The sequence below is a fragment of the Polaromonas sp. genome, from assembly GCF_039930745.1.
Taxonomy (GTDB): domain Bacteria; phylum Pseudomonadota; class Gammaproteobacteria; order Burkholderiales; family Burkholderiaceae_C; genus Polaromonas.
Genome location: NZ_JBDTTH010000049.1, coordinates 12,391 through 32,053, shown reverse-complemented (window position 1 = coordinate 32,053; position 19,663 = coordinate 12,391). Strand labels below are relative to the sequence as shown.

Annotated in this window: 21 protein-coding genes and 1 tRNA gene; all 22 read left to right on the top strand. The window is 60.3% G+C overall.

Annotation, left to right across the window (positions count from 1 at the left end):
• Positions 1-998: polyribonucleotide nucleotidyltransferase (gene pnp, locus ABI660_RS14875; protein ID WP_348069384.1), on the top strand; the 998-nt coding region annotated here is incomplete at its 5' end.
• Between the two features lie 71 nt (positions 999-1,069).
• Complete coding sequence (locus ABI660_RS14870; RefSeq protein ID WP_348069382.1) at positions 1,070-2,062, top strand: NAD(P)H-quinone oxidoreductase; 993 nt, start codon at positions 1,070-1,072, stop codon at positions 2,060-2,062.
• A gap of 5 nt (positions 2,063-2,067) precedes the next feature.
• Positions 2,068-2,838: a triose-phosphate isomerase gene (gene tpiA / locus ABI660_RS14865; RefSeq protein WP_348069380.1), complete on the top strand. Its 771-nt coding sequence runs from the start codon at positions 2,068-2,070 to the stop codon at positions 2,836-2,838.
• Positions 2,839-2,872: 34 nt separating this feature from the next.
• The gene (secG, locus tag ABI660_RS14860) at positions 2,873-3,283 is read left to right on the top strand and encodes a preprotein translocase subunit SecG (RefSeq protein WP_348069378.1); all 411 of its coding nucleotides are present in this window, start codon (positions 2,873-2,875) and stop codon (positions 3,281-3,283) included.
• A gap of 114 nt (positions 3,284-3,397) precedes the next feature.
• Positions 3,398-3,482 (top strand) — tRNA-Leu (locus tag ABI660_RS14855).
• 96 nt (positions 3,483-3,578) lie between these two features.
• On the top strand, positions 3,579-3,938 hold the full coding sequence (locus ABI660_RS14850; protein WP_348069376.1) for an NADH-quinone oxidoreductase subunit A: 360 nt from the start codon (positions 3,579-3,581) through the stop codon (positions 3,936-3,938).
• Between the two features lie 49 nt (positions 3,939-3,987).
• Positions 3,988-4,470, top strand: a complete 483-nt coding sequence (locus tag ABI660_RS14845; protein ID WP_348069374.1) for an NADH-quinone oxidoreductase subunit B family protein — start codon at positions 3,988-3,990, stop codon at positions 4,468-4,470.
• An 8-nt stretch (positions 4,471-4,478) separates the two neighbouring features.
• On the top strand, positions 4,479-5,081 hold the full coding sequence (locus tag ABI660_RS14840; RefSeq protein WP_348069372.1) for an NADH-quinone oxidoreductase subunit C: 603 nt from the start codon (positions 4,479-4,481) through the stop codon (positions 5,079-5,081).
• Positions 5,082-5,183: 102 nt separating this feature from the next.
• On the top strand, positions 5,184-6,437 hold the full coding sequence (locus ABI660_RS14835) for an NADH-quinone oxidoreductase subunit D (RefSeq protein WP_348069370.1): 1,254 nt from the start codon (positions 5,184-5,186) through the stop codon (positions 6,435-6,437).
• Positions 6,434-6,922: an NADH-quinone oxidoreductase subunit NuoE gene (nuoE, locus tag ABI660_RS14830; protein ID WP_348069368.1), complete on the top strand. Its 489-nt coding sequence runs from the start codon at positions 6,434-6,436 to the stop codon at positions 6,920-6,922. The genes ABI660_RS14835 and nuoE overlap by 4 nt, the downstream gene beginning before the upstream one ends.
• Position 6,923: 1 nt before the next feature.
• A complete protein-coding gene (gene nuoF / locus ABI660_RS14825) occupies positions 6,924-8,276 on the top strand; it encodes an NADH-quinone oxidoreductase subunit NuoF (RefSeq protein ID WP_348069366.1) in 1,353 nt (450 codons plus the stop codon).
• Positions 8,277-8,301: 25 nt separating this feature from the next.
• Complete coding sequence (gene nuoG / locus ABI660_RS14820) at positions 8,302-10,443, top strand: NADH-quinone oxidoreductase subunit NuoG (protein WP_348069363.1); 2,142 nt, start codon at positions 8,302-8,304, stop codon at positions 10,441-10,443.
• Positions 10,440-11,519, top strand: a complete 1,080-nt coding sequence (gene nuoH / locus ABI660_RS14815) for an NADH-quinone oxidoreductase subunit NuoH (protein ID WP_348069361.1) — start codon at positions 10,440-10,442, stop codon at positions 11,517-11,519. Before nuoG ends, nuoH begins: the two co-directional genes overlap by 4 nt.
• A gap of 13 nt (positions 11,520-11,532) precedes the next feature.
• Positions 11,533-12,042 carry an NADH-quinone oxidoreductase subunit NuoI gene (gene nuoI, locus ABI660_RS14810; RefSeq protein WP_348069358.1) on the top strand — a complete coding sequence of 170 codons (510 nt, stop codon included), beginning with the start codon at positions 11,533-11,535 and terminating at the stop codon, positions 12,040-12,042.
• 41 nt (positions 12,043-12,083) lie between these two features.
• Positions 12,084-12,749, top strand: coding sequence for an NADH-quinone oxidoreductase subunit J (locus ABI660_RS14805; protein ID WP_348069356.1), 666 nt, complete (start codon positions 12,084-12,086; stop codon positions 12,747-12,749).
• Complete coding sequence (gene nuoK / locus ABI660_RS14800) at positions 12,746-13,054, top strand: NADH-quinone oxidoreductase subunit NuoK (protein ID WP_348069353.1); 309 nt, start codon at positions 12,746-12,748, stop codon at positions 13,052-13,054. The genes ABI660_RS14805 and nuoK overlap by 4 nt, the downstream gene beginning before the upstream one ends.
• A gap of 92 nt (positions 13,055-13,146) precedes the next feature.
• Positions 13,147-15,192, top strand: coding sequence for an NADH-quinone oxidoreductase subunit L (gene nuoL / locus ABI660_RS14795; RefSeq protein WP_348069351.1), 2,046 nt, complete (start codon positions 13,147-13,149; stop codon positions 15,190-15,192).
• Positions 15,193-15,211: 19 nt separating this feature from the next.
• Positions 15,212-16,687 (top strand): NADH-quinone oxidoreductase subunit M, encoded by a 1,476-nt coding sequence (locus tag ABI660_RS14790; RefSeq protein WP_348069348.1) that lies wholly within the window; start codon positions 15,212-15,214, stop codon positions 16,685-16,687.
• Between the two features lie 22 nt (positions 16,688-16,709).
• The gene (nuoN, locus tag ABI660_RS14785; RefSeq protein ID WP_348069346.1) at positions 16,710-18,212 is read left to right on the top strand and encodes an NADH-quinone oxidoreductase subunit NuoN; all 1,503 of its coding nucleotides are present in this window, start codon (positions 16,710-16,712) and stop codon (positions 18,210-18,212) included.
• Complete coding sequence (locus tag ABI660_RS14780) at positions 18,209-18,508, top strand: DUF2818 family protein (protein WP_348069343.1); 300 nt, start codon at positions 18,209-18,211, stop codon at positions 18,506-18,508. Before nuoN ends, ABI660_RS14780 begins: the two co-directional genes overlap by 4 nt.
• 26 nt (positions 18,509-18,534) lie before the next feature.
• Positions 18,535-19,155: an NUDIX hydrolase gene (locus tag ABI660_RS14775; RefSeq protein ID WP_348069341.1), complete on the top strand. Its 621-nt coding sequence runs from the start codon at positions 18,535-18,537 to the stop codon at positions 19,153-19,155.
• 10 nt (positions 19,156-19,165) lie between these two features.
• Entirely contained in the window at positions 19,166-19,663 is a 498-nt protein-coding gene (locus ABI660_RS14770; RefSeq protein ID WP_348069339.1) for a DUF1178 family protein, read from the top strand.

The window sequence follows — 19,663 nt, the reverse complement described above, 5'->3', positions numbered from 1 at the left end:
ACGAAGACCGCTTCATGCTGCACTACAACATGCCTCCGTTCGCCACCGGCGAAACTGGCCGTGTCGGCAGCCCGAAACGCCGCGAAATCGGTCACGGTCGTCTGGCCAAGCGCGCGTTGATCGCGGTGCTGCCGACCAAGGAAGAATTTCCATACACCATGCGTGTGGTCTCGGAAATCACCGAGTCCAACGGTTCCTCGTCAATGGCATCCGTCTGCGGCGGCTGCCTGTCGCTGATGGACGCCGGCGTGCCTATGAAAGCCCACGTGGCCGGCATTGCCATGGGTCTGATCAAGGAAGACAACCGTTTTGCGGTGCTGACCGACATCCTGGGTGACGAAGATCACCTGGGCGACATGGACTTCAAGGTAGCTGGCACCACCGCCGGTATCACCGCGCTGCAGATGGACATCAAGATCCAGGGCATCACCAAGGAAATCATGCAGGTCGCGCTGGCTCAGGCCAAAGAAGCGCGCATGCACATCCTGGGCAAGATGCAGGAAGCCATGGGCGAGGCCAAGGCTGAGGTCTCCGACTTCGCGCCGCGCCTGTATGTCATGAAGATCAACCCCGAGAAGATCCGTGACGTGATCGGCAAGGGCGGCGCCGTCATTCGCGCGCTGACCGAAGAAACCGGCACGCAGATCAACATCGAGGAAGACGGCACCATCACCATCGCGTCGAACGACAGCGCCAAGGCCGATGAAGCCAAACGCCGCATCGCCGAGATCACCGCCGAAGTCGAAATCGGCAAGGTCTACGAAGGCCCTGTCACCAAGATCCTGGACTTCGGCGCACTGATCAACCTGTTGCCCGGCAAGGATGGCCTGCTGCATATCAGCCAGATCGCCCACGAGCGCGTCGAGCGTGTGACCGACTACCTGAGCGAAGGCCAGATCGTCAAGGTCAAGGTTCTGGAAACCGACGAAAAAGGCCGTGTCAAGCTGTCCATGAAGGCGCTGCTGGACCGTCCGGCCCAAGGCCAGGACCAAGGCTGATTCGCTATTGATTTTGTAGCTGCTTGCGCCCGCCAGTCGGGGGCTGCAGCCATAAAACACTTAAAAAATCCATGAAAGCAGTTGAAATCACATCCTATGGCGCGCCGGACGTTCTGCGTCTGGGCGAGCGGCTTGATCCGGTGGCTGGCGCGGGTGAGTTGCTGATACGCGTGGCGGCCTCGGGTGTGAATCGCCCGGATGTCCTGCAGCGCACCGGCAACTACCCGGTTCCTCCAGGGGCGTCGGACATTCCCGGGCTGGAAGTGGCTGGAACCATCGTCAGTGGCGACGCGCAGGCCATGGCGCAGGCTGGCCTGAAGGTGGGCGACCGTGTGTGCGCGCTCGTTGCCGGAGGCGGTTACGCCGAAGTGTGTGTGGCGCCGGTCGGGCAGTGTCTACCTGTGCCGGAAGGTTTCAGCGACACCGAGGCCGCTTCCTTGCCGGAAACTTTTTTCACGGTCTGGAGCAACGTGTTTGACCGCGCCCGACTGCAAAAGGGCGAGACGCTGCTGATCCAGGGCGGCTCCAGCGGCATCGGTGTGACAGCGATCCAGATTGCCAAGGCCATGGGTGCGACCGTCATCGTAACGGCCGGCAGCGATGACAAATGCGCCGCCTGCCTGAAGATCGGCGCCGACCACGCCATCAACTACAAGACAGCGGATTTCGCCGAGGAGGTCAAGAAATTGACTGCCGATAAAGGCGTGAACGTGATTCTGGACATGGTCGCCGGCACTTATGTGGCGCGCGAGATAGCTTGCCTGGCCGAGGACGGCCGCCTGGTCTTCATCGCCGTGCAGGGTGGCACCAAGGCCGAATTCAATGCCGGCCTGGTGCTGCGCAAACGTCTCACCATCACCGGCTCCACGCTGCGCCCGCGTTCGATCGAATTCAAGACCGCAATTGCCGCAGCCCTGAAAGAGAAAGTCTGGCCGCTGCTCGCCAGCGGTGCGATCAAGCCTGTGATTCACAGCACCTTTGCCGCAGCCGACGCTGCCAAGGCGCATGCGCTGATGGAATCGAACCAGCACATCGGCAAAATTGTTTTGACCTGGCAGGCCTAGTCAGCATGAAAAAACTCATTGCAGGCAACTGGAAGATGAATGGCAGTTTTGGTGCCAATCAACGGTTGATGGACGAAATATTGGCGGGTATCGAAGCGAGCCGGCCTGCTTGCGAGATCGCAGTGTGTGTGCCTTTCCCGTACTTTGTTCAAGTGCAGGACTATCAGGACAGAAGCCGGGACGACAATGGCGACCCGATGTTGTGTCTGGGGGCTCAAGATGTCTCCGCTCACAAAGTAGGGGCTTATACGGGTGAAGTTTCTGCAAGCATGCTCCGTGAGTTGAATGTGGCTTACGCCATCGTCGGGCATTCGGAGCGCCGCCAGTACCACTTGGAGAGCGATGCATTGGTGGCTGAAAAAGCGCAGCAGGCGCTCGCCGCGGGCATCACACCCATCGTCTGTGTCGGCGAAACACTGGCCGAACGCGAAGCCGGTCAGACCGAAAGCGTCGTGAAGCGCCAGCTCGCCGCCGTGATCCACACCAATGGGCACTGCATCAGCGAGATCGTGCTTGCTTACGAGCCGGTCTGGGCCATTGGCACCGGGCAGACAGCCACGCCCGAACAGGCGCAGGCGGTGCACGCCGTGCTCAGGGCCCAGCTCAAGGCTGCGACCGAACATGCGGACCGCGTGAAGATTTTGTATGGTGGCAGCATGAATGCGGCCAACGCCGCTTCGCTGCTGGGCCAGCCCGATATCGATGGTGGCCTGATTGGCGGCGCATCGCTGAAGGCCCCCGATTTTTTAACGATTATTTCTGCAGCCTCCGCCTGACAGGCGGAAATGCGCTATTAAATTAGGAGTAGGTATGAATATTTTGTTGACGGCTGCCCTGGCGATCCAGATGATTACCGCATTGGCCATGATTGGCCTGATCCTTGTACAACATGGCAAAGGCGCCGACATGGGCGCTGCTTTCGGCAGCGGTGGGTCCGGCAGCCTGTTCGGTGCCAGTGGCAGTGCCAACTTCCTGTCGCGTACCACGGCCGTATTGGCTGCTGTGTTTTTTGCGTGCACCTTGCTGCTGGCCTACTTCGGCAATGCGCGCCCGCAAACGGGCACAAGCGTGCTTGAAGGCGCGGCCATCACGGCTCCTGCGCCGGTTGTTCCCGGAGCCGGCCAGATTCCAGGCACGAACAGCCCGGCGCCGGCGACCGGTGCCACGGCTGTACCGCCTGCACCGGCAGCATCCGGCGCAGGTCAAATCCCCACGAAATAGCGCGATAAAGGCGCCGCCCCGCTCAGGGAGCGGCGCAAATTCGGGGTAAACTCTAAGACTGCCCGGAAAGCCAAAACCGCAAGGTTCCTCATGCCATCCGGACAGTTAAAAACCGCGGACGTGGTGAAATTGGTAGACACGCTATCTTGAGGGGGTAGTGGCGAAAGCTGTGCGAGTTCGAGTCTCGCCGTCCGCACCACTTACAGGCACTGGCCAACGCCGCACAGGCAGGGCTCAGAGTCCGGAACAGCAAACTGGCACACAGCACAAGCGGCTTGCAGAAGTTGAATCGACGATGAACCTCGACCAATACCTCCCCGTCCTGTTGTTTATCCTGGTCGGCGTGGCTGTCGGCGTGGTCCCCCAGCTGCTGGGGCGTTTGCTCGGTCCGAACAAGCCGGACAGCGAAAAAAATTCCCCTTATGAGTGCGGCTTCGAGGCGTTTGAAGATGCCCGCATGAAGTTCGATGTGCGCTACTACCTGGTCGCCATCCTGTTTATTCTTTTTGACCTTGAAATTGCCTTCCTGTTTCCGTGGGCCGTCGCGCTCAAGGAAATCGGTCCGGTGGGTTTCTGGTCCATGATGGTTTTCCTCGGCATTCTGGTCGTGGGCTTTGCCTACGAATGGAAAAAAGGCGCCCTGGACTGGGAGTAGCTCACCAAGATTCAGCGGCAGCACCAGCGGCCGCCACAAAGGTACGGGTATGTCACTAGAAGGTGTTTTTAACGAAGGCTTCATGACCACGAGTTACGACTCGGTGGTGAACTGGGCCAAAACCGGATCGCTCTGGCCCATGACCTTTGGCTTGGCTTGCTGCGCTGTCGAGATGATGCATTCGGCCGCTGCGCGCTACGACATCGGGCGATTCGGTGCCGAGGTGTTCCGTGCCAGCCCGCGCCAGAGTGACCTCATGATTGTGGCCGGCACGCTGTGCAACAAGATGGGTCCGGCCCTGCGCAAGGTGTATGACCAGATGGCCGAGCCGCGCTGGGTGATTTCCATGGGCTCCTGCGCCAATGGCGGTGGCTATTACCATTACAGCTACTCGGTGGTCCGCGGGTGTGACCGCATCGTGCCGGTCGATGTGTATGTGCCGGGTTGCCCGCCCACGGCCGAGGCCCTGATCTACGGCATCATCCAGCTGCAGCAGAAAATCCGCCGCACCAACACCATTGCGAGGGTCTGATGGGTCCCTTGCATCCTGCTTCTGCTGAACAGCTCGCCGGCATCATTGCCGCTGCCCTGGGCGAGAAAGCCAAACGCACCACCGTGGCGCTCGGCGAGGTGACGGTTGTTGTCGATGCGCCAGACTACAAGGCCGTTGCCCTGATCCTGCGCGATACCAGAGGTTGCCAGTTCGAGCAGCTGATGGATCTTTGCGGCGTCGATTATTCCGAATACGCCGATGGCCGTTACGATGGCCGGCGCTTTTGCGTGGTGTCGCATTTGCTCTCTGTCAGCCTGAACCAGCGTGTCCGCCTGAAAGTCTTTTGCGCCGACGATGATTTCCCTGTGGTCGCATCCGTGAGCGATGTGTGGAATTCCGCCAACTGGTTTGAACGCGAGGCTTTTGACCTGTTCGGCATCGTCTTCGAGGGCCACAATGACCTGCGCCGCATCCTGACCGACTACGGCTTCATCGGCCATCCTTTCCGCAAGGATTTTCCGACCACTGGCCATGTCGAGATGCGCTACGACCCCGAGCAGAAGCGCGTGATCTACCAGCCGGTGACGATTGAACCCCGCGAAATCACGCCGCGCGTGATCCGTGAAGACAACTACGGAGGGGTGCAGTAGCAATTTGGCCTTGCGGGTCTGGCCCGCAATCCATGGGGGGCGTTGCCCGCCCGCATGGATGCCGGATGGAGTCCGGCATGACAAGTCAAACGCAGAACCGATATGGCTGAAATCAAAAACTACACGCTCAACTTCGGGCCGCAACATCCCGCTGCCCATGGCGTCTTGCGCCTTGTCCTGGAACTGGACGGCGAAGTGGTGCAGCGTGCCGACCCGCACATCGGCCTGCTGCATCGCGCCACCGAAAAACTTGCCGAGAGCAAGACATACATCCAGTCGCTGCCTTACATGGACCGGCTCGACTATGTGTCCATGATGTGCAACGAGCATGCCTACTGCCTGGCCATCGAAAAGCTTCTGGGTGTTGATGTGCCCCTCCGCGCGCAGTACATCCGCGTCATGTTCTCGGAAATCACGCGCCTGCTGAATCATCTGATGTGGCTGGGTTCGCACGGCAATGACTGCGGCAGCTCGACCATTCTGATCTACACCTTCCGCGAGCGTGAAGATCTGTTTGACATTTACGAGGCGGTGTCCGGCGCGCGCATGCATGCGGCCTATTTCCGTCCCGGTGGCGTTTACCGTGACCTGCCGGACAGCATGCCGCAGTACAAGGTCAGCAAAATCAGGAATGCCAAGGCCATAGAGGCGATGAACGAGAACCGCCAGGGGTCGCTGCTCGATTTCATCGGCGACTTCACGCGCCGCTTCCCGGCTTATGTGGACGAGTATGAAACCTTGCTGACCGATAACCGCATCTGGAAGCAGCGTACGGTGGGCGTCGGTGTGGTTACACCGGAACGCGCGCTCAGCATGGGCATGACCGGCCCCATGTTGCGTGGCTCCGGCATGGCGTGGGATCTGCGCAAGCAGCAGCCTTACGAGGTGTACGACCGCATGGATTTCGACATCCCCGTGGGCAAGACCGGCGACTGCTACGACCGCTACCTGGTACGGGTCGAAGAGATGCGCCAGTCCAACCGCATCATCGAGCAGTGCGTGGCCTGGCTGCGCGACAACCCGGGCCCTGTGATCACCAGCAACCACAAGGTGGCTGCTCCCGGGCGCGAGTCCATGAAGTCCAACATGGAAGAGCTGATCCACCATTTCAAGCTCTTCACGGAGGGCTTCCACGTACCCGAGGGTGAGTCCTATGCCGCGGTCGAACACCCGAAGGGCGAGTTCGGCATTTATATCGTGAGCGACGGGGCCAACAAGCCTTACCGCCTGAAGATCCGGCCGCCGGGTTTTGCGCACCTTGCCGCGCTTGACGAAATGGCGCGTGGCCACATGCTGGCTGATGCCGTGGCGATCATCGGAACCATGGACATTGTTTTTGGAGAGATTGATCGATGATCTCTGAAGTTACCCAAGCGCGCTTCACGAAAGAAGTTGCGAAATATCCCGCGGACCAGAAGCAGTCGGCTGTCATGGCCTGTCTGGCGATCATCCAGGAAGAGCAGGGCTACGTCAGCGCCGAGAGCGAGAAGCTGGTGGCCGAGTACCTGGGCATGGCGCCGATTGCCGTGCATGAGGTCACGACCTTCTACAACATGTACAACCAGAAGCCGGTGGGCAAGTACAAGATCAACGTCTGTACCAACCTGCCGTGCCAGTTGCGCGACGGCACCAAGGCGCTGGCTTACCTCGAGCAAAAACTTGGCGTGGCCATGGGCGGCACCACCGACGACGGTCTGTTCACCCTGCAGCAGTCCGAATGCCTGGGCGCCTGCGCCGACTCGCCGGTCATGCTGGTCAATGACCTGCACATGTGCAGCTTCATGAGCAACGACAAACTCGACCAGCTGATCGATGGCCTGAAATCGAGCGAGGCCAAATAACATGTCTGCTTCCAGCATCCTCTCCCAGTTTGAAGCCACCGGCGTCCAGACCTCCTTCCACGGCCGTCACATCAATCCGCAAATCATGGCGGATCTGGACGGCGCCAACTGGCGCCTGAAAGACTACGAGGCGCGCGGCGGCTACCAGGCCCTGCGCAAAATCCTCGGCAAGGACGGCGGCGAAGGTTTGACGCCCGATCAGGTGATCGCCGAGGTCAAGGCAGGCAGCCTGCGCGGACGCGGCGGCGCGGGTTTCCCGACCGGCCTGAAGTGGAGCTTCATGCCGCGCCAGTTTCCGGGCCAGAAATACCTGGTCTGCAACTCGGACGAAGGCGAGCCGGGCACCGCCAAAGACCGCGACATCATGCAGTACAACCCGCACATCGTCATCGAGGGCATGGCGATTGCCGCGTACGCGATGGGCATCAGCGTCGGCTACAACTACATCCATGGGGAAATCTTCACCACCTACAAGCGGTTTGAAGAGGCGCTGGAAGAAGCGCGCGCCGCCGGCCTGCTGGGCAACAATATCCTCGGCAGCAATTACAGCTTCCAGCTGCACGCGGCCCACGGTTTCGGCGCCTACATCTGCGGCGAGGAAACCGCCTTGCTCGAATCCCTGGAAGGCAAAAAAGGCCAGCCGCGTTTCAAGCCGCCGTTTCCCGCGAGTTTTGGCCTGTACGGCAAGCCGACCACCATCAACAACACGGAAACCTTTGCAGCCGTGCCCTGGATCATCCGCAACGGCGGCCAGGCCTACCTGGATTGCGGCAAGCCCAACAACGGCGGTACCAAGATTTTCACCATCAGCGGTGACGTCGAGTGTCCGGGCAACTACGAAATCCCGATGGGCACGCCGTTTGCCAAGCTGCTGGAACTAGCGGGCGGCATGCGCGGCGGGCGCAAGCTCAAGGCGGTGATTCCCGGCGGCTCGTCCATGCCGGTGTTGCCGGCCGACATCATGATGGCCACGGACATGGACTACGACTCCATCGCCAAGGCCGGCTCCATGCTCGGCTCCGGCGCGGTGATCGTGATGGACGAGACGCGTTGCATGGTCAAAAGCCTGTTGCGCCTGTCCTACTTCTACATGCACGAGAGCTGTGGCCAGTGCACACCCTGCCGCGAGGGCACGGGTTGGCTCTGGCGCATGGTGGACCGCATTGAGCACGGCCATGGCCGCGAGAGCGACCTGGATCTCCTCAACTCGATCTCCGACAACATCCAGGGCCGCACCATCTGCGCGCTTGGCGACGCAGCGGCCATGCCGGTGCGCGCCATGATCAAGCACTTCCGCGCCGAATTCGAGCACCACATCACCCACAAGACCTGTCTGGTCCCGGTTTACGCCTAACAGCGCTCCAATAAAGCAGATTCACATGGTTGAAATCCAACTCGACGGTCAGAAAGTGGAAGTGCCCGAAGGCAGCACGGTGATGCATGCCGCCGAAAAAGCCGGCACCTACATTCCGCATTTCTGCTATCACAAGAAGCTCAGCATTGCGGCCAACTGCCGCATGTGTCTGGTGGACGTGGAAAAAGCGCCCAAGCCGATGCCGGCCTGCGCGACGCCTGTGACGCAGGGCATGATCGTGCACACCAAGAGTGACAAAGCCATCAAGGCCCAGAAGGGTGTGATGGAATTTCTGCTGATCAACCATCCGCTGGACTGCCCGATCTGCGACCAGGGTGGCGAGTGTCAACTGCAGGACTTGGCGGTCGGCTACGGTGGCAGCGGCTCGCGCTACGAAGAAGAAAAGCGCGTGGTTTTCCACAAGGACGTGGGTCCATTGATTTCCATGGAGGAAATGAGCCGCTGCATTCACTGCACGCGCTGCGTGCGTTTCGGCCAGGAAGTGGCCGGTGTCATGGAACTGGGCATGTCCAACCGTGGCGAGCATGCCGAGATCGAGACTTTTGTCGGCATGTCGGTGGACTCTGAACTGTCGGGCAACATGATCGATCTCTGCCCCGTTGGCGCACTGACCAGCAAGCCTTTCCGCTACAGCGCCCGCACCTGGGAGCTCTCGCGCCGCAAGTCGGTCAGCCCGCATGACTCCACCGGTGCCAACCTGATTGTCCAAGTCAAGTCCAACCAGGTCATGCGCGTGGTGCCGCTCGAAAACGAAGATGTCAACGAATGCTGGATTGCCGACCGCGACCGGTTTTCATACGAAGCGCTGAACAGCGACGAACGCCTTTTGAGCCCCATGCTCAAGCAGGGCGGCCAGTGGAAAGCCGTGGACTGGCAGACGGCGCTCGAATATGTGGCCAACGGCCTGAAGCAGATCAAGGCCGACCATGGCGCCCAAAGCATGGGCCTGCTTGCCAGCCCGCACAGCACGCTGGAAGAGCTGTACCTCGCTGCATCGCTGATGCGCGGCCTCGGCAGCGACAACATCGACTACCGCCTGCGCCATGCAGAGTTTGCATCCACGCCGACAGTGCGCTGGCTGGGTAGCTCGGTTGCATCGCTGTCGCAACTGCAGCGCGCCTTGGTCATCGGTTCCAACCTGCGCAAGGACCATCCGCTGTTTGCACAACGAATTCGCCAGTCCGTCCGCAAGGGCTGTGCGTTGATCGCTATTAATTCCGTAGCAGAGTTGGCTTCTGCCGACGCCTGGGCCATGCCTGTGGCCCATCGTGTGCTGGCCGAGCCGGGTTCCTGGGCGCAGGCGCTGGCCGACGTGGCCGCTGCGATTGCCGCAGACAAGGGCGTGCCGGCGCCGGTGGCCGGGCAGGTCACGGATGCCGCCAAGGCCATCGCCAAATCTCTGCAGGGTGGCGAGCGCAAGGCCATCCTGCTGGGCAACGCTGCTGCCCACCATGCGCATGCGGAGAGCCTGCTGGCCTTGGCCAACTGGATCGGCGCCCAAACCGGGGCCAGTGTGGGTTACCTGACAGAAGCGGCTAACACCGTGGGCGCACAGCTCGCAGGTGCCATGCCATCGGGCCAAGGCCTGAACGCCGGGCAGATGCTCTCGGGCGGGCTGAAGGCCGTGCTGCTGCTCAACAACGAACCCGAGTTCGACTCCGCAGCCGGTGCTTCCGCCAAAACGGCCCTCAGCGCAGCGCAGATGGTGGTGACCCTGAGCCCGTTCAAAGCCAACATGGATTTCAGCGACGTACTGTTGCCGATTGCACCGTTCTCGGAAACCCCAGGCACCTTTGTCAACGCCGAAGGGCGGGTGCAGGGATTTCACGCCGTGGCCAAGCCGCTCGGCGAAACACGTCCGGCCTGGAAGGTCTTGCGCGTGCTGGCAAACCTGCTCGAGTTGCCAGGCTTTGATTTTGAATCCGCACAGGATGTGCTGAAGCACGTGCCCGCCGCTGCAACTGCGCAGGTGCCCGCAGAGCATCTGGGCAACAGCACCCAGGCCGGCATTGACCTGTCTGCCGCAGGCCCGACCCCGGTGGTCGCCAGCATTTACCAGCTCGACGGTCTGGTTCGGCGTGCGACATCGCTGCAACTGAGCGCTGATGCGCGGCAGGCGCTGGCAGGTGAGGGAGCCGCAGCATGATCGACAGCATTTTCGGCTTCGGCCAGGGTTTGATGGGCGGCATCTGGCCGGGCACGGTCTGGCCGGTTGTGTGGATCCTGATCAAGATCGTCTGTGTCTTGCTGCCCCTGATGGGTGCGGTGGCTTACCTGACCTTGTGGGAGCGCAAGCTGCTGGGTTTCATGCAGGTTCGGCTTGGTCCGAATCGCGTGGGCCCGTTTGGCCTGTTGCAGCCTATCGCCGATGCCGTGAAGCTGCTGACCAAGGAAATCATCAGCCCGACGGCGGCCAGCAAGGGCTTGTTCGCACTCGGTCCCATCATGGCCATCATGCCCGCGCTTGCGGCGTGGGTCGTGATTCCGTTTGGCCCCGACGTGGCGCTTGCCAATGTGAACGCCGGGCTGCTGCTCATCATGGCAATCACCTCGATCGAGGTGTATGGCGTGATCATTGCCGGTTGGGCCTCCAACTCCAAATACGCGTTTCTGGGGGCGTTGCGCGCTTCGGCCCAGATGGTCAGTTACGAGATTGCCATGGGTTTTTGCCTGGTGGTGGTGCTGATGATATCGGGCAGCATGAACCTGACGGACATCGTCATGGGGCAGGCCAGGGGCATGGCGGCCGGCAAGGGCTTGATCTTCCTGTCCTGGAACTGGCTGCCGCTGCTGCCCATCTTCATGGTCTTCATGATCTCCGGCGTGGCCGAAACCAATCGCCACCCGTTTGACGTGGTGGAAGGCGAGGCCGAAATCGTGGCCGGTCACATGGTCGAATACTCGGGCATGGGCTTTGCCATCTTCTTCCTGGCCGAATACGCCAGTATGTGGCTGGTGGCGATTCTGGCGGCGTTGATGTTCCTCGGTGGCTGGCTGTCGCCGGTGGACAGCGCATTGTTCAACTGGGTTCCCGGCTGGATCTGGCTGGGCCTGAAGACTTTCCTGGTCGTGTCCATGTTCATTTGGATCCGCGCCACTTTCCCGCGCTTCCGGTATGACCAGATCATGCGGCTGGGTTGGAAGATTTTTATTCCGGTCACCCTGGTGTGGCTGGTCGTCGTGGGTGTGTGGATGCAGACGCCCTGGAATATCTGGAACTAAGCGGAAAATCATCATGGCCAGCGCAACCGCTTCAACGTTTTCGTTCAGGGATTTTTTCAGGAGCTTCATGCTCGTGGAACTGCTCAAGGGCATGGCCCTGACCGGTCGCTATGCCTTCCGGCGCAAGATCACTGTGCAGTTCCCTGAGGAAAAAACACCTCTTTCACCACGCTTTCGCGGCCTACACGCCTTGCGCCGCTATGAGAACGGCGAGGAACGCTGCATTGCCTGCAAGCTCTGCGAGGCCGTGTGCCCCGCGCTGGCGATCACGATCGAATCGGATGTTCGCGAAGACGGCAGCCGCCGCACTTCGCGTTACGACATCGACCTGACCAAATGCATTTTCTGCGGCTTCTGCGAGGAAAGCTGCCCGGTGGACTCCATCGTCGAAACACACATTCTCGAGTACCACGGCGAAAAACGTGGTGACCTCTATTTCACCAAGGACATGCTGCTGGCGGTCGGTGACCGTTACGAAAAAGAAATCGCTGCCAACCGCGCTGCGGATGCCAAGTACCGCTGAAACCGCCGCAAAGTCGTTGGCTCTAGAAAGATTCGCAGAACATGGACGTTAAAACCGGTCTCTTTTATCTCTTCGCCCTGTTACTGCTGTTTGCGGCGTTCCGGGTGATCACGGCGCGCAACCCCGTGCACGCCGTGCTGTACCTGATGCTCGCCTTCTCGCAGGCTGCAGCAGTGTGGCTGCTTCTCAAGGCCGAATTTCTCGCCATCACCCTGGTGCTTGTGTATCTGGGAGCGGTGATGGTGCTGTTCCTCTTTGTGGTCATGATGCTCGACATCAACATGGATGCCGTGCGCAAGGGGTTCTGGAAGCATTTTCCGATGGCCGCCATGGTGGGTGTGCTGATCGCGCTGGAAATGGCCGCTGTCTTGATGGGTGGCTTCCGGCTGACCGAGGAACCGAAAAGCGCAGCGCTGGCCGGTACAGCCGGCCAGGCGGTTCAGTTTTCCAACACCAAAGCGCTGGGCAAACTGCTCTACACCGAGTATCTGTACCCGCTTCAAATTGCCGCGACTATTTTGCTGGTGGCGATGATTGCCGCCATTGCCCTGACCTTGCGCCAGCGCAAGGACAGCAAGCACATCAACCCTGCTCTCCAGATTCGTGTGAAGGCACGGGACCGCGTCACGCTTGTGAAAGTGGCGGCCACGCAGGCCGCACCCGAGGTGGCAGCTGTGCAGACCCCTACCGAGGAGAAGAAAGCATGACATTGACGCTGGGACACTTTCTTTCGCTGGGGGCCATCCTGTTTGCCTTGTCCGTGATCGGCATCTTCCTGAATCGCAAGAACTTGATCGTGTTGTTGATGGCCATCGAGTTGATGCTGCTGGCCGTCAATACGAACTTCATTGCTTTTTCGTATTACCTGGGCGACATGCATGGTCAGGTATTCGTGTTTTTTATCCTGACTGTCGCGGCGGCCGAATCAGCCATTGGCCTGGCTATTCTGGTGCTGCTGTTCCGCAACAAGTCCAGCATCAACGTCGACGAACTCAACACGCTCAAGGGATAAGAAATGAGCCCCCACGCTTCTCACTTCGTGTACACGCTCCCCCCCGAGAGGGAGCAAACCGTCCTTGGGATGGCCCTGCGGGCGGTTAACCCATGAGCCAATCCCTTTCCGCCGCCACACTGCTGGCCGTTCCCCTGGCGCCCTTGGCGGGCTCGCTGCTGGCCGGTATTTTTGGTACCGCGTTTGGCGGCAACTGGATTGGCCGCCGTCTGTCGCACACGCTGACCATTCTCGGCGTGCTGGCGGCCTTCATCATTTCGGCCATGACGCTCAAAAGCGTGGCGCTCGACGGCGCACGCTTCAATGAAACGCTTTACACATGGATGGTCGTCGGTGGCCTGAAGATGGAAATCGGCTTCCTCGTCGACGGCCTGACGGCCATGATGATGTGCGTCGTGACCTTTGTCTCGCTGATGGTGCACATCTACACCATCGGCTACATGGAAGAAGACGAGGGCTACAACCGCTTCTTTGCCTACATTTCGCTGTTCACTTTCTCCATGCTGATGCTGGTGATGAGCAACAACATGCTGCAGCTGTTCTTCGGCTGGGAAGCTGTGGGGCTGGTGTCCTACCTGCTGATCGGTTTCTGGTTCAACAAGCCGACCGCCATCTTCGCCAACATGAAGGCCTTCCTGGTCAACCGCGTCGGTGACTTCGGTTTCATCCTCGGTATCGGTCTGCTCGCCGCCTATGCCGGCTCGCTCAACTACACCGAGGTTTTCGCCAAGTCGGGCGAGATTGCCCAGCTCGGTTTTCCCGGCACCGACTGGATGCTGATCACCGTGATCTGCATCTGCCTGTTCATCGGCGCCATGGGCAAGTCGGCCCAGTTCCCCTTGCACGTCTGGCTGCCTGATTCCATGGAAGGCCCGACGCCGATTTCTGCGCTGATCCATGCCGCCACCATGGTTACGGCCGGCATCTTCATGGTCGCGCGCATGTCACCATTGTTCGAGCTGAGCGACACAGCACTGAGTTTCATCATGGTGATTGGTGCCATCACCGCTTTGTTCATGGGTTTCCTGGGGATCATCCAGAACGACATCAAGCGCGTCGTGGCGTATTCCACGTTGTCGCAGCTCGGCTACATGACGGTTGCGCTGGGAGCTTCTGCTTATTCGGTGGCGGTGTTCCACCTGATGACGCACGCTTTCTTCAAGGCGCTGCTGTTCCTGGCGGCAGGCTCCGTCATCATGGGTGTGCATCACAACCAGGACTTCCGCTGGATGGGGGGCTTGCGCAAATACATGCCCATCACCTGGATCACCGCGCTGCTCGGTTCCCTGGCCCTGATCGGTACGCCGCTGTTTGCCGGCTTCTATTCGAAGGACAGCATCATTGAGGCGGTGCATGCGAGCCACTTGCCGGGCGCCGGTTTTGCTCACTTTGCGGTGCTGGCTGGTGTGTTCGTGACCGCCTTTTATTCCTTCCGGATGTACTTCCTGGTCTTTCACGGCAAGGAACGTTTTGACCAGAACCCCGATGCGCACCACGACGACCACCATGGCCATGACGGTCATCATGAATCGCACGCGCCGCATGAGTCGCCCTGGGTGGTGACGGCGCCGCTGGTCCTGCTGGCCATTCCCTCGGTGGTGATTGGCTTCATGAGCATTGACGCCATGCTGTTCGGCGACTTCCTGAAAGATGCGATCATTGTCAACGCTGACAAACATCCGGCCATGGCCGAGCTGGCAGAACTGTTCCACGGACCTGCGCAGATGGCCTTGCACGGCCTCACGACGGCGCCGTTCTGGCTGGCGCTCGCCGGCGTCGTTTCCGCGTATTACATGTACATGGTCAACCCGGCCTTGCCGGCGGCCATCAAGCGGCGAGTCGAGCCGCTCTACACGCTGCTCGAAAACAAGTACTACATGGACTGGTTCAATGAAAACGTTCTGGCGCGCGGCGCACGCGGGCTTGGCATTGGCCTGTGGAAGGGCGGCGACGAAAAGCTCATCGACGGAGCATTGGTCAATGGCTCATGGAAGCTGGTTGGCTGGGTATCGGGTGTGGTGCGCAAGGTGCAGACCGGCTACATCTTCCACTACGCGCTGGCCATGATCATGGGTATCTTCATCCTGATCAGCTACTTTTCGACCTGGCCGATGCTCAAAGAACTGCTCAGCAAATGAGCCAACAGGAATAACAAAAATGGGATTGTTGAGCCTCGCCATCTGGACGCCGGTCTTTTTCGGCGTCGTGCTGCTGGCACTTGGACGTGACGACCAGGCACGCAGCGTGCGCTGGATTGCACTGATCGGTGCCGTCATTAGTTTCCTTGTGACCCTTCCCCTGTACGGTGGCTTTGAGGTCGGTACCTCGGCCATGCAGTTCGTCGAGAACGCACCCTGGATTGCGCGCTTCAATGTGAATTACCACCTCGGTGTGGACGGTATTTCACTGTGGTTTGTGCTGCTCACGGCTTTCATCAATGTAGTGGTCATTATCGCCAGCTGGGAATCCATCACCAGCCGCGTCAACCAGTACATGGCTGCTTTTCTGATTCTCAGCGGGCTGATGATTGGCGTGTTCGCCGCACTCGACGGCATGCTGTTTTATGTGTTCTTCGAGGCCACGTTGATCCCGATGTACCTGATCATCGGCGTCTGGGGCGGTCCCCGGAAAATCTATGCCGCTTTCAAGTTCTTTCTGTACACGCTGCTCGGCTCGCTGCTGATGTTGATCGCGCTGGTCTTCCTGTATGTCAAGTCCAACGGCAGTTTTGATCTGGCCGCCTGGTACAAACTGCCCCTGGGCGCGACTGCGCAGACTTTCCTTTTCTTTGCCTTCTTCGCAGCCTTCGCGGTCAAGGTGCCGATGTGGCCGGTTCATACCTGGCTGCCCGACGTGCACGTCGAGGCGCCCACAGGCGGTTCGGCTGTGCTGGCGGCCATCATGCTCAAGCTCGGTGCCTACGGCTTTCTGCGGTTTTCGATGCCGATTGCGCCGGACGCCGCCCACGAGTGGGCCTGGCTCATGATTGCTCTGTCCCTGATTGCCGTGGTCTATGTCGGTCTGGTGGCCATGGTTCAGCAGGACATGAAAAAACTGGTGGCGTATTCGTCCGTGGCTCACATGGGTTTTGTCACGCTGGGCTTTTTCATCTTCAATGACATCGGCGTGTCGGGCGGCATTGTGCAGATGATTGCGCACGGTTTTGTGTCGGGTGCCATGTTCCTGTGTATCGGGGTGTTGTACGACCGCGTGCATTCGCGCGAGATTGCGAGCTATGGCGGCGTGGTCAACACCATGCCCAAATTCACCGCATTCGCGTTGCTGTTTGCCATGGCCAACTGCGGCTTGCCTGCCACCGCCGGGTTTGTCGGCGAGTGGATGGTCATCCTGGGCGCGGTCAAGTTCAACTTCTGGATAGGCGCGGCCGCTGCTTCGGCGCTGATTTTCGGCGCAGCCTATACGCTGTGGATGTTCAAGCGCGTTTACCTCGGCCCGGTCGCCAATGACGATGTCAAGGGCTTGAGCGACATCAACAGCCGCGAGTTCCTGATGCTGGCCCTGCTGGCCATTGCGGTGCTGTTCATGGGTATCTATCCGAAGCCTTTCACCGACGTGATGGACAGCTCGGTCATCGACCTGCTCAAGCACGTGGCGATCTCCAAACTGCAATAAGCAACCATTCAAAAGAATCCAGATGATTGACAAACTCAGTTGGCTCTCGGTTTATCCGGAGATCTTGCTCCTGGTCATGGCCTGTGTGATCGCCCTGGTCGACCTTGGTGTCAGAAGCCCCCAGCGCACCATGACCTACGTGCTGACCCTGCTGACCTTGGCCGCTGTCGCCGCGCTGGAAGCCGTGTACGCCCTGAAGGGCAATACCTTCTACGGTTTTGGCAACATGGTCGTGAGCGACCCCATGGGCAACTGGCTCAAGTGTTTCGCCACCATCGCGATGATGGTCACCCTGGTGTATGGCCGCGGCTACGCGGCAGACCGCGACATGCTCCGTGGCGGCGAACTGTTCACGCTTGGCATGTTCGCGTTGCTCGGTATCTTTGTGATGATTTCCGGCAATAACTTCCTCGTGCTCTACATGGGCCTCGAACTGATGACACTGTGCAGCTACGCCCTGGTGGCGCTGCGCCGTGACAACGCCACGGCCACCGAAGCGGCCATGAAGTATTTTGTGCTCGGTGCCCTGGCTTCGGGCTTGCTGCTCTATGGCCTGTCCATGATGTACGGCGCCACCGGTTCGTTGGACGTCAACGAGGTGTACAAGGCGATTGCGAGCCGCCAGGTGAACCACCAGGTGCTGGTGTTCGGCCTGGTATTCATCGTCGCCGGCCTGGCTTTCAAGCTCGGTGCAGTGCCCTTCCACATGTGGCTGCCCGACGTTTACCAGGGCGCGCCCACGGCCATCACGCTGCTGATCGGCGCCGCGCCGCAGCTGGCTGCCTTTGCCATCTGTATCCGCCTGCTGGTGCAGGGCATGCTGCCCCTGGCCATTGACTGGCAGCAAATGCTGGCGCTCATGGCTATCGGTTCGCTGCTGGTCGGTAACCTGGCCGCGGTGGCGCAGTCCAACCTCAAACGCATGCTCGCCTTTTCAACCATCTCGCAAATGGGTTTCCTGTTGCTGGCGCTGCTGGCTGCTGTGGTACCGGGCAAGCAGTTCAACGCCGAGTACGCCTATGGCGCGGCCATGTTTTATGCCATCACCTATGTGCTGACGACGCTCGCGGTGTTCGGCATCATCCTGCTACTGGCGCGTGCCGGCCATGAGTCCGAAGAAATCACCGACCTGGCTGGCCTGAACCAGCGCAGTCCGCTGTTTGCCGGCATCATGGCCATCTGCATGTTTTCGCTCGCCGGTGTGCCGCCTGTCGTTGGCTTTTACGCCAAGCTCGGTGTGTTGCAAGCCCTGGTGGCATCGCAGCAGACGAGCTACATCGTGCTGGCGGTTTTCGCGGTGGCGATGTCGCTGGTCGGCGCTTTCTACTACCTGCGTGTTGTCAAGGTGATGTATTTCGACGCGCCCAATGTCGGCATGCCCACGGCCATTACCGCTCCGGCCGATGCCCGCGTGGTGCTTTCCGTCAATGGCGCGCTGGTGCTGCTGCTGGGCATCATGCCGGGTGGGCTCATGACGCTGTGCCAGCAGGCGATTGCCAGCCTGGTGAAGTCACTGGGTACATGAACCAGACAGCTTCGGTGTGGCTGGTGGTAGCGTTGGCCCTGCTGGCGGCGAACCTGCCTTTCATCAGTAACCGGCTGCTGCTGGTTTACCGGCTGGCCGCGCCCAAGAATCTCGCAGTGCGTCTGGCGGAGCTGGTGTTCTGGTATTTCCTGGTCGGCGGCCTGGCCCTTTTGCTTGAACAGCGCTTCGGCCAGATTGCGCCGCAGGGCTGGGAGTTTTATGCCATCACGGGTACGCTGTTCATCACCTTCGCTTTTCCGGGCTTTGTCTTTCGCTACCTGTTCAAACACCGCTGAAGGCTGCGGTGGCCGGACCTTTCGATATGCCTGACCGTCCTCCAAACCCTGACGAGCCCGTTGACGCTCATCTGCATGAACACAAGCTCAGCAGCCGGGAGCTGCTGCGCGGCCATTTCCTGCACGCATTTCAGGACACCGTGCGTCTGCCTGACGGGCGCGAGGCATTGCGCGAATATGTGCGGCATCCGGGCGCGGTGATGATCATTGCCCAGCTAGGGGACGGCCGGCTCGTGCTCGAGCGGCAATACCGTTATCCGGTGCAGTCCGTCATGCTGGAGTTCCCGGCCGGCAAGCTCGATGCCGGTGAGGCTTCACTGGCCTGTGCGCAGCGTGAACTGCTGGAAGAAACCGGCTACAGCGCCGCCTTGTGGGCCAAAGCCGGCGTGATGCATCCTGTGATTTCCTACTCCACCGAATTCATCGACGTCTGGTTCGCCAAAGACCTGACGGCCGGGGAGCGCAAGCTCGACGCGGGCGAGTTTCTCGACGTGTTCACGGCCAGCCCGGCTGAGCTGCTGCAGTGGTGCCGCGACGGGCGGGTCACCGACGCCAAGACGCTGGCCGGCACCCTCTGGCTGCAAAACGTCCTGTCGGGTGCATGGCAGCTGGACTGGCAAGATGCCGCGCCCATCGGCCAGGCCTGATAATCCGCGCATGAAAGTTCTCAACCTCCAGTGTTCGCACCAGCATGCCTTCGAGGGCTGGTTCGCGTCGGAAGATGATTTTCAAAGCCAGCTGGGCCGTGGCCTCCTTACCTGCCCGCTGTGTGGCGACCCCGCCATCCAGAAGATGCCCAGCGCGCCGCGGCTCAACTTCGGGGCCGCTGCCGAGGTGTCTGCAACGGCTTCACCCTCGCGCGAGCTGTCGGTGCCTGCGGCTTTGCCGTCTGGCCCGGTTCATGACGTGATGGCGGCTGCCGGCAACCCCGCCGGACAGGCCGAGTTCCTCAAGGCTTTGCGCCAGGTGCTGGCCAACACCGAAGACGTGGGCCAGCGTTTTGCCGACGAGGCGCGTGCCATGCATTACGGTGATGCCGAACAGCGCAATATCCGCGGACAAGCCAGCCGGGCCGAAGCGATGGAGTTGGTGGAAGAGGGCATTGATGTGATGCCGCTGCCTCTACCGGCCTTGGCCAAGGAAACGCTTCAATGA